11 protein-coding genes are annotated in these 10,011 nt (G+C 65.4%); 3 read left to right on the top strand and 8 right to left on the bottom strand.

What is annotated here, in order from left to right; all coding sequences use genetic code 11:
• The 5 genes from HGR_RS04900 to HGR_RS17955 all read right to left on the bottom strand — a co-directional run.
• Positions 1-330: RNA recognition motif domain-containing protein (locus HGR_RS04900; protein WP_006297015.1), on the bottom strand; the 330-nt coding region annotated here is incomplete at its 3' end.
• Positions 331-429: 99 nt separating this feature from the next.
• Positions 430-696 carry a translation initiation factor IF-1 gene (gene infA, locus HGR_RS04895; protein ID WP_006297014.1) on the bottom strand — a complete coding sequence of 89 codons (267 nt, stop codon included), beginning with the start codon at positions 694-696 and terminating at the stop codon, positions 430-432.
• A 38-nt stretch (positions 697-734) separates the two neighbouring features.
• Positions 735-971 carry a hypothetical protein gene (locus tag HGR_RS04890; protein WP_006297013.1) on the bottom strand — a complete coding sequence of 79 codons (237 nt, stop codon included), beginning with the start codon at positions 969-971 and terminating at the stop codon, positions 735-737.
• Positions 972-1,339: 368 nt separating this feature from the next.
• Entirely contained in the window at positions 1,340-2,446 is a 1,107-nt protein-coding gene (hppD, locus tag HGR_RS04885) for a 4-hydroxyphenylpyruvate dioxygenase (RefSeq protein ID WP_006297012.1), read from the bottom strand.
• A 58-nt stretch (positions 2,447-2,504) separates the two neighbouring features.
• Positions 2,505-2,627 (bottom strand): hypothetical protein, encoded by a 123-nt coding sequence (locus HGR_RS17955; RefSeq protein ID WP_272941487.1) that lies wholly within the window; start codon positions 2,625-2,627, stop codon positions 2,505-2,507.
• Positions 2,628-2,806: 179 nt separating this feature from the next.
• On the opposite strand from HGR_RS17955, the gene HGR_RS04880 reads away from it, so the two are divergent.
• Positions 2,807-3,316 (top strand): DUF1993 domain-containing protein, encoded by a 510-nt coding sequence (locus HGR_RS04880; RefSeq protein WP_006297010.1) that lies wholly within the window; start codon positions 2,807-2,809, stop codon positions 3,314-3,316.
• A gap of 75 nt (positions 3,317-3,391) precedes the next feature.
• Here the strand turns inward: HGR_RS04880 and HGR_RS04875 are convergent, their stop codons facing one another.
• Complete coding sequence (locus HGR_RS04875) at positions 3,392-4,405, bottom strand: zinc-binding alcohol dehydrogenase family protein (protein WP_006297009.1); 1,014 nt, start codon at positions 4,403-4,405, stop codon at positions 3,392-3,394.
• A 99-nt stretch (positions 4,406-4,504) separates the two neighbouring features.
• Here HGR_RS04875 and HGR_RS04870 point away from each other — a divergent pair, with 99 nt between their 5' ends.
• Positions 4,505-5,434, top strand: a complete 930-nt coding sequence (locus HGR_RS04870) for a LysR family transcriptional regulator (protein WP_006297008.1) — start codon at positions 4,505-4,507, stop codon at positions 5,432-5,434.
• A 49-nt stretch (positions 5,435-5,483) separates the two neighbouring features.
• Here HGR_RS04870 and HGR_RS04865 read toward each other — a convergent pair whose 3' ends face one another.
• The gene (locus HGR_RS04865; RefSeq protein ID WP_006297007.1) at positions 5,484-7,166 is read right to left on the bottom strand and encodes an electron transfer flavoprotein-ubiquinone oxidoreductase; all 1,683 of its coding nucleotides are present in this window, start codon (positions 7,164-7,166) and stop codon (positions 5,484-5,486) included.
• Positions 7,167-7,492: 326 nt separating this feature from the next.
• Here HGR_RS04865 and HGR_RS04855 point away from each other — a divergent pair, with 326 nt between their 5' ends.
• Entirely contained in the window at positions 7,493-9,397 is a 1,905-nt protein-coding gene (locus HGR_RS04855; RefSeq protein ID WP_006297006.1) for a methyl-accepting chemotaxis protein, read from the top strand.
• A 13-nt stretch (positions 9,398-9,410) separates the two neighbouring features.
• Here HGR_RS04855 and HGR_RS04850 read toward each other — a convergent pair whose 3' ends face one another.
• Positions 9,411-9,971 carry a LuxR C-terminal-related transcriptional regulator gene (locus HGR_RS04850; protein WP_006297005.1) on the bottom strand — a complete coding sequence of 187 codons (561 nt, stop codon included), beginning with the start codon at positions 9,969-9,971 and terminating at the stop codon, positions 9,411-9,413.
• Positions 9,972-10,011 lie beyond the last annotated feature (40 nt).

Below are 10,011 nucleotides of genomic sequence, written 5' to 3'. Positions count from 1 at the left end.
GCGGGCACCGCCGCCGAAACCGCCGCCGCCACCGCCTTCGCGACGGCCACCGCCGAAGCCGCCGCCGCCGCCGGTGCGGGGTTCCATCGGACGAGCGATGTTGACCACCATGTCACGGCCGCCGACGTTCTGGCCATGCAGGCCACGGATAGCGGCTTCAGCCTGGTCGGCGCTGCCCATTTCCACGAAGCCGAAGCCCTTGGAGCGACCGCTGTCACGGTCCATCATGACCTTGGCCGATTGCACGTCGCCGAAGGCGCCGAACTGCTGTTGGAGATCGTCGTCGCGCACGGAATAGGAGAGGTTGCCGACGTAAAGTTTGCTGCTCATGGTGAGCCTTTCAGAAAAAGCGTCTTGAATTCACTAGGAATATTGACGCGGGGAAAAGATGGTCTTGGTTTGAAAACCATCCAGGATGGGGTGAGTGGTTCAGCGGAAGGTGCGCCGGGGTCGAGCCGGCGCGCCGCCGGAGCGGGCTTCCAAATGACGGAAGGTGATGCGTCCCTTGCCCAGATCGTAGGGCGAGAGTTCCAGCGACACCTTGTCGCCAGCGAGGATGCGGATGTGGTTCTTGCGCATCTTGCCGCCGGTGTAGGCAATCAGGCTGTGGCCGTTCTCCAGGGTGACGCGGAAGCGCGAATCGGGCAGCACTTCCTCGACCTTGCCTTGCATTTCGATCAGTTCTTCTTTGGCCATGGAGATCCTTTGCTTGAGTGGGTGTGGGGACGCCGAATTCAGGCGTTGCAATGCCGTTGCTTCAGCCAACGTTGGCCTTCTGCTGCGGCGTAGCGCAACGCGCTCTCGCGCGTACCGAATTCCGGGAAGAAGCCCAGCACGCGGTCATGTGTGGCTTGGCCGCGGCCGCTGCGGATCGAGACATGGGCCGTGTAGCGGCCGGACTCGGTTTGACGGGTCAGGGGGGAGACAAGGTATTTGCCTACCGGGAAAGCGTTTTCCAAATGGATGTTCATCGTTTGCGCGCGGTTCTATTGCCGCGCTTCGTAATAAAGAAAAGGCCGTGGCGCGAGGCGCCGCGTTGCGGCGGATGCCGCTGTGTTCCAGTCCGGGGTTGAAGGTGCGGGCCGGGGGATGAAGCTTGCCGCTGAGGACGAAGTGTGACGACCGAGCGAACCACGCTGGGCCGGGGGACAGAGCCAGTCGAGCGAGGTAGCGAGGCTGAAGGCCGTGCAGGCGGAGTTGGAAAACCGCTGGCCATGTCAGACTGCAGTTGCCGCACAGGTAAGCGTGGCGCGACAACGGGCGGATTATACGCTGAACTGCGCAGCTCCACGCATTCGGGTTAACCAGCCCGTGCGCGAACGGGCTGGTCGGCCTGAACTCAGGCCTGCGATGGCGCCTCGGACGGTGTATCCACCTTCAAGGTGCCGCGCCGGATTTGGTCGCGTTCCAGGCTGAGGAACAATGCACGGAAATTGCCTTCGCCGAATCCTTCGTCGGCCTTGCGCTGGATGAACTCAAAAAACACAGGTCCGAGCAAAGGCTGGCTGAAGATCTGCAACAACAGGCGCGGCTTCCCATCCCGCGTGTTGCCGTCGAGCAAGATGCCGCGCGCTTGCAGTTCGCCCACGGGTTCGCCGTGACCCGGCAGGCGCTCCGCGAGCATCTCGTAATAGATGTCGTTGGGCGCCGTGGCCAGGGGCACGCCGGCCAGTTGCAAGGCATCGACGGTGGCGATCAAGTCGTCCGTGAGCAGGGCGATGTGCTGGATGCCTTCACCATTGAACTGCATCAGGAATTCCTCGATCTGGCCATTGCCGCCTTTGCCAGCTTCCTCGTTGAGCGGGATACGAATGAGGCCATCGGGCGCGGTCATGGCCTTGCTCGTCAGGCCCGTGTACTCGCCCTTGATGTCGAAATAGCGGATTTCGCGGAAGTTGAAGAACTTCTCATAGAACTCGCTCCAGAAGCTCATGCGCCCGCGGTAGACGTTGTGCGTCAGGTGATCAACGATCTTCAGGCCATGGCCTACCGGGTGCCGGTCCACGCCCGGCAGGAACTCGAAGTCGATGTCGTAGATGCTCTTGCCATCTTCATAGCGGTCGATCAGGTAAAGCGGCGCACCGCCAATGCCCTTGATGGCCGGCAGACGCAGTTCCATCGGGCCAGTGGGAATTTCCACGGGCTGGGCACCCAGTTCCAGCGCGCGCTGATAGGCTTTGTGCGAGTCCTTGACGCGAAAGGCCATGGCACAGGCGCTCGGGCCGTGTTCCGCGGCGAAATACCCGGCCAAACTCTTGGGCTCGCGGTTGACGATGAAGTTGATGTCGCCTTGACGGTAGAGCAGCACGTTCTTGCTGCGGTGTTTGGCGACGAGGGTGAAGCCCATCTTCTCGAACAGGGGTTCGAGCGTGCCGGGGGTGGGGGAAGCGAATTCGACGAACTCGAAGCCGCACAGACCCATGGGGTTGTCAAACAGATCGGCCATGAGAAATCTCCAGTGAAATGACGGGCGCGCACCCGGGCTGGGCGCGCGGCTGGCGCCGTCAACCGTGGAGAGCCGACGGCGTGGACAGCGCCGCGACCGGAGGTGCGCAGGGACGCCCACGCGTGCTGCGCGCGAGGTGCTGGCCCACGATCAAAAATGCGGTCAGGAACTGGATCGACATGGAGAAACTGCTCAGGAACTGAGCGTACAGCAAGTCGAAGGCCTTGCCCACACTCCAATGGGCCGGGGAAGGCGTGCTCGATTGGCTTGTCTTTTGCGGGTAGGCCTAAAGGACTGGTCCTGCAGAAAAATCTCGGATGCCCCATGATCCCGCTTTCTTTTTTGAACGGAACAACATCCATGTCTTCTGTGTCCATGTACCAGGCCAGCGTGCCTGTATTCATTCGCATGCTGGGCAACCTGCATGCCATCCTGTCCAAGGCCCAGGCGCACGCCCAGGCCAAGGGCATCGATGAACTGGTGCTGACCAGCGCGCGTCTTTATCCCGACATGCTGCCGCTGAGCAACCAGATCATGATTGCCACTGACACCGCCAAGGGGTGCGCGGCTCGCCTGGCGGGCGTCACGCCGCCGGTCTACGAGGACAACGAGAAGACCTTCGCCGAACTGAACGAGCGCATCGCCAAGACCTTGGTCTATCTGCAATCGTTCAAGCCCGAGCAGATCGACGGCAGCGAAGCGCGTGAAGTCGTGCTCAAGCGCCGCACGGGCGAGGAGCGCCTGCAGGGCCTGCCTTATCTGCAGAACACCGCCTTGCCCAACTTTTTCTTCCATGTCACCACGGCTTACGCCATCTTGCGGCACAACGGGGTGGAGATCGGCAAGAAGGACTACCTGGGCAATACCTGAAGCCCGAGGCGGGGAGGGGACTTAAGCACTTGCCGGGGCGGGCCTATCTGCCGTGCCCCGGTCAACTCCTCAGCTTCAACCCACCCGCAGCACGCCCTTGCCGATGGCCTGGCCGCTTTCGACCCAGGCATGCGCCTCGCGCAGCGTCGCGACCGACAGTTCACCGAAGTCACGCGTGACCGTGCTGCGCAGACGGCCCTCGTCCACGGCCTCGGCGAGCTGGGTCAGCAGGCGCCCTTGCGCAGCCATGTCCTCCGTCTCGAACATCGGGCGCGTGAACATGAACTCCCAGTGCAACGAGGCGCTTTTCATCTTCAAGGGGCGTGCGTCCAGGCTCGCCGGGTCGTCGATGAGCGCGATGCGGCCCTGCGGACGCAAGGCGCGCACCAGCGCCGGGTAGTGCGCCTCGGTGTGCGTGAGGCCGGCCACCAGGTGCACGCCGCCTGACAGTCCGGCTGAGGTCAGTGCCTCGTCGAGTGGCTGGCGGTGATCGATGACGTGGTGGGCGCCCAGTGTCCGCACCCAGTCCTGCGTGTCGGTGCGCGAGGCCGTGGCCACCACTTCCAACTGCGTGAACTGGCGCGCGAGCTGAACGAGGATGGAGCCCACGCCGCCCGCGGCGCCGACCACCAACAAGCGTTGACCGGCGCCTCCGCCCTGCGGCACGCCCAGACGGTCGAAGAGCAATTCCCACGCGGTGATGCCCGTCAAGGGCAGAGCAGCCGCGGCGGCGAAATCCAGGCTGCGCGGCATGCGGCTCACGATGCGCGCGTCCACGGTCTGCAAGGGAGCGTTGCTGCCACCTCGCTGCAGCGCGCCGGCGTACCAGACGCGGTCGCCGGGCGCAAAGCCTTGAACTTGCGAGCCCATCGCCAGCACCTCGCCCGCAGCGTCCCAACCCAGCACGCGCGGCTGGCCAGGCGGGGGTGCCATGCCGGCACGTACTTTCACGTCCACCGGGTTGACGGACACCGCGCGGACGCGGACCAACAGGTCGTGCGGACCCGGTTCCGGGTCCGGCAGGGTGAGCTCGATCAAGGCGCGCGCGTCGTCGAGCGGCAGGGGGTGCAAATGGCCGATGGCTTTCATGGGAACTCCTGTAAACGTTGCGATGGCCGCCAGTGTCTTGCGGACCCGCACGCTGAACCACCCATGCGATACTGCGGCAATGACAAAAGGAATTTGTCAATGAAGACGTCGACCGCCACGACGGCGGCGTTGTCCGAGCGGCTGGACCTGGGTGCCCTGCGCCTGGCCCTGCGCGTGGCCGAACTCGGTGGTGTGGCCGCCGCCGCTCGTGAACAGGGCTTGCTCAATGCCACCGCCACGGCGGCGATCCGACGGCTGGAGCAGCAACTCGGCGCACGACTCTTCATGCGTTCCAGCCGGGCCTTGCGCCCAACCCCGGAAGGCGAGGCCTTTTTGCAGCGCTGTCTGGCGGCATTGAGCGCCGTCGACGAGGCGGCGGCCGAACTGCGCGCGCCGCTCACCCAAGTGCGCGGCCTGCTGCGCCTGGGCGTCCCGACCGACCTGGGCACTCAGGTCTTGCGTCCGCTGCTGGACGAGTTCATGGGGCTGCACCCGCAGCTGCAGCTCGATTTGGCCATCGGCGACCGCGTGGCCGATCTGGCGCGCGAGCCCGTGGACGCCGCCATCCGCTACGGTGACGCCGCCCCTGGCCAGATCGCGCGGCCCCTGGTGCCGGACAACCACGCCATCCTGGTCGCCGCGCCGACCTACCTGCGCCGCGCGGGCACGCCCAAGCGGCTGGACGATCTGGCCGCGCACGAGATGATCGGCCTGCGCATCGCCAGCCGTCCCGCGCACCGCTGGGCACTGCTTGATTCTGGCAAGCCCGTCACCCTGAAGGCACGCGTGCGTCGCAGTGCCGACAGTGGTTTGGTGGCGCGGCAGTGGGCCGTGGCGGGGTGCGGCATCGCGCTCAAGTCACGCCTGGATGTGGCTGCCGACCTTGCGGCGGGGCATTTGATTCACGTGCTGCCCCAGGTGCACTCCCAGCCCTATCCGCTGGTGCTGGCGCTCGCGCGGGGCACGCACCTGAGCGCGCGTATGCGCGCGCTGGGGGATTTTCTGCAGCGGCGCTTGCAGGTGGCCTGACCCCATTGCGCATGGGGAAGGCCGGGCGCTCGGAGTGTCCGAGACGCGTTCACATCCCGCTGTAATTCGGCCCGCCGCCGCCCTCGGGCGTGACCCAGACGATGTTCTGCGTCGGGTCCTTGATGTCGCAAGTCTTGCAGTGCACGCAGTTCTGCGCGTTGATGACCAATTGGCTGGCGCCATCCTTCTCGACGAACTCGTAGACGCCCGCCGGACAGTAGCGGCTCTCTGGGCCGGCGTACTTGGCGAGGTTCACGCTCACGGGCACGCTGGCGTCCTTGAGCGTCAGGTGGGCGGGCTGGTCTTCGGCGTGGTTGGTGTTGCTGATGAAGACGCTGCTCAGGCGGTCAAAGGTCAGCTTGCCGTCCGGCTTGGGGTAGACGATCTTTTCGCACTGGTCCGCGGGCTTGAGGCGGGTGTGATCGGCCTCCTTGCGGTGGATCGTCCAAGGCGGGCTCTTGATGCCCAGCTTGGGCAGCAGCCAGTGCTCGATGCCCGTCATCAGCGCGCCAACGACGCTGCCCTTTTTGAACCACTGCTTGAAGTTGCGTGCGCGGTGCAGTTCCTGGTGCAGCCAACTCTTCTCGAACGCGGCCGGATAGGCTGTCAGCTCATCGTGCTGGCGGCCCACCGTGACAGCTTCAAAGAGCGCTTCGGCGGCCAGCATGCCACTCTTGATCGCGGCATGGCTGCCCTTGATGCGGCTGGCGTTCAGGTACCCCGCGTCGCAGCCCACGAGCACACCGCCCGGGAAGATGGTCTTGGGCAGGGAGAGCAGGCCACCGGCCGTGATGGCCCGTGCGCCATAACCGATGCGTTTGCCGCCTTGGATGTGTTCGCAGATCGCGGGGTGGGTTTTCCAGCGCTGCATTTCCTCGAAGGGACTGAGCCAGGGGTTCTGGTAGTCCAAGCCGGTGACGAAACCCAGCGTGACCTTGTTGCCTTCCAGGTGGTAGAGGAAGCCGCCGCCGTAGGTGCTGTTGTCCATGGGCCAGCCGGCGGTGTGCACCACGCGGCCCGGCTTGGCCTTGTCGGCGGGGATTTCCCAGAGTTCCTTGATGCCGATGGCATAGCTTTGCGGGTCCTTGCCCTCGTCCAGCTTGTATTTCGCGATGACCTGCTTGCCCAAATGGCCGCGTGCACCTTCCGCGAAGACGGTGTACTTGGCATGCAATTCCATGCCGAGCTGAAAGCTGTCGGTGGGTTCACCGTTCTTGCCGACACCCAAATTGCCGGTCGCCACCCCTTTGACCGAGCCGTCGTCGTTGTACAGCACTTCGGCGGCGGCGAAGCCGGGGAAAATTTCCACGCCCAAAGCCTCGGCCTGTTCGCCCAGCCATTTCGTGACGAAGCCCAGCGCGACGACGTAGTTGCGCTGGTTGTGGAAGTTGTCCGGCACCAGGAAGTCGGGCGTGCGCTTGGCGCCCTTTTCGGAGAGGAAGAGCACGTCGTCGCCCGTGACAGGCTGGTTCAGCGGCGCGCCGCGTTCCTTCCAGTCGGGAAAGAGTTCCTGAAGGGCGCGCGGGTCCATGACAGCGCCGGAAAGGATATGGGCGCCAGGCTCTCCGCCTTTTTCCAGCACGACAACGGAAACGTCCTGGCCTTTTTCGGCCGCAAGCTGTTTCAGACGAATGGCGGTGGCCAGGCCGGCCGGCCCGCCGCCCACGACGACCGCGTCGTATTCCATTGCTTCGCGCGGGCCGTACTGGGAGAGGATGTCTTGGTTCGTCATGGGCTGTGTCTTGTCCTGTGGGTCGTCTCAGGGGTGCTTGTGCTCAAGCGCGCGGTCCGATTCTAAGGTGCTTCGAGCTCAGGCTTCAAAAAATAGCACGATCGTTCGATTTGCTGTTTTGCCGCGCGACCCTACCGCGTTCCGCGATGTCTGCCGTCAGTTTGTGTGGTGGATTGCCGATATAGGGACAGGTCCAGGGTGGGGTATGCGCACGTCCACGCCGTGCATGGCGCGTTGCCCGTCCGCGTGAGTGGTCGCTGCAAGTCGCGCACGACCCTCGTCGCACGGACCTTGATTTTTCTCTTTGTTGGCTCGGAGGCCATCCCATGAACCTGAGTTTCAAGCAGAAGATTGGCGTCATCGTGGGGGCGGCCCTGCTTGCGGTGGCCGTGCTGATCGTCACGTCCACCTTGGCTGCGAGCCGGCGCGTGATGGAAGCCCGCACGGAGCAGTTGGCGACCGCCGTGCAATCCATTCACAGCATCGTCAATGCCTACAAGAGCAAGGCCGACAAGGGCGAGATGACCGTGGCAGACGCGCAGAAGGCCGCCGCGGAGGCGGTGCGCGTCTCCCGTTACGGGGCGGGCAACGTCGAGTACTTCTACATCTACACCATGGATGGCACCGGGGTTGTGCACCCCATCCGCAAGGATTTCGAAGGCCAGAACATGATGGGCAAGCTCAAGGACGGCCAGGGCAAGGACGTGATCGCCACCCTGACTGGCGCCTTGCGGGCCAGCAAGGACAACACCGCCATGGAGATGGGCGAATTCGCCCGGCCTGGCGCCACCGTGCCCTCTCCCAAGCTGCAGTACGTGGTGCGCGTGCCGGGCTGGGAATGGATGCTGGGTTCGGGTCTGTACACCGACGACATCGATGCCATGAAGGCTCGCCTGTACCTGACTGGTGGCCTGCAGTTGCTGGTGGTGCTGTTGATCGTGGGCGGCATCGGCTGGTCGGTGGGCCGATCGGTGATCCGCCAGGTGGGCGGCGAGCCCAGCGAGGCCTACGAGGTGATGGCGCGCATCGCCCAGGGGGACCTGGGCGTGCAGATCCCGCCCGCCGCGCCGGGCAGCGTGATGGGCGGTCTGGCTCAGATGGTGGGGTCCTTGCGCCATCTCGTGAGCGAGGTGCGCTCGGCGACTGACAGCATCACCACCGCGTCCAGCGAGATCGCTCAGGGCAACGCCGACCTGTCCCATCGCACCGAACAGACAGCCGGCAGTCTGCAGGCCACGGCCTCCGCGATGGAGGAGCTGACCAGCACGGTGCAGCAGACCTCGAACAGCGCCAGCATGGCGAACCAACTGGCCACGACGGCGGCCGAGGTGGCTGGCCGCGGCGGCGTGGTGGTGGCCGAGGTGGTCAGCACCATGGGCGAGATCAATGACAGCAGCAAGCGCATCGCCGACATCATCAACGTGATCGACGGCATTGCCTTCCAGACCAATATCTTGGCGCTCAACGCGGCAGTGGAAGCGGCGCGCGCGGGCGAGCAGGGCCGCGGTTTCGCGGTGGTGGCCAGCGAGGTGCGGGCCCTGGCGGGCCGCAGCGCGGAGGCGGCCAAGGAGATCAAGGCCCTGATCGGCGCTTCGGTTCAGAAGGTCGAGAGTGGTAGCCGCCTGGTGGCCAACGCCGGCCAGACCATGGACGAGATCGTCACCTCGGTCAAGCGCGTCGCGGACATCATCGCCGAGATCCACGCCGCCACCCACGAGCAGAGCCAAGGCATCGCGGGCGTGAACCAGTCCGTCGCCCAGCTCGACCAGATGACCCAGCAGAACTCCGCCTTGGTCGAGGAAAGCGCCGCCGCCGCGGGCAGCATGCGCGAGCAGGCCCAGAGCCTCGCCCGCATGATGGCCGTGTTTCGCCTGGGCAGCGGTGATGGCGAGGGCAAGGAGGGGCGCTTGCCGCCTTCGGCCCGAGGTGCTGCCGCAGCTGCGGCCCCGCGTGCCCGGCCGGTGTCGTCCTTGGGGGCGTCCGCGTCCTCCGCATCGTTGACGCCTACGGCCGGTTCCCTGCCGGCGTCTTCCTCGGCCACCGCCCAAACCAACAAGCCCACGGCGGCACCTGGCGCCGCATCCCGGCGCATACCTTCTGCCGCGCGACGTGCCTCGCCGGCTGACACCGGGGCCCGCGCCGACAAAGCCGCTGCAGCGGCCACCAGACCCAAGGCTGCGCCGCCGCCCACGGGTGGCAAGGACGCGGAGGGCGATTGGGAGACGTTCTGAGTCTGCGTCCAGTTCAGCCCAGGGTGAGCTTGAGAACCAGGTCCGCGGTGGTGCCGGCCTGGTACTTGCGCATCAGGCGCGCGCGGTAGATCTCCACCGTGCGGTGGCTGATGGCGAGGGCCTTGCCGATTTCCTTGGACGTCAGGCCCTCCAGCAGCCGTGCCGCGACCTCGCGTTCGCGTGCCGTCAGCCCGGCCCTGACCGGGCGGTGCGCGCTCAGATCCTCGAAAGTCCAGATGCCCGGGCCCAGCGGCTGGGTCGGGTCGAGCGCGCGGCCGGTGACGTGGCACCAGAACAACTCACCTTGGTGCCGCCCGTCCACGCGCCGCATGATCCGGTCGTCCGCGTAGGTGCTGTGGGCGTCCATGCGGGCGTTGATGCGCGCGCCGATGCGCTCGAACTCGTCGGTGCTGGGGTAGAGCAGGGCGAAGGATTGGCCGATCAGCCGTTCCCGCTCCGTGCCGAAGATCTCGCAGACGCGTCGATTGCAGTCCTGGATGACACGCTGGCGCGACAGCACCATGCCGATGGGGGCGTAGTCGAAGGCCAGGCGGTAGTCGATGGCGGCGTCCATGACGTTCGTGCTTGGGTCCAACGAAGGGCTTCCTGAATCG

This window comes from Hylemonella gracilis ATCC 19624 (assembly GCF_000211835.1).
GTDB classification, from domain to species: Bacteria; Pseudomonadota; Gammaproteobacteria; order Burkholderiales; family Burkholderiaceae_C; genus Hylemonella; species Hylemonella gracilis.
The sequence above is the reverse complement of the archived record's forward strand: the minus strand, read 5'-3'. Positions and strand labels throughout refer to the sequence as shown.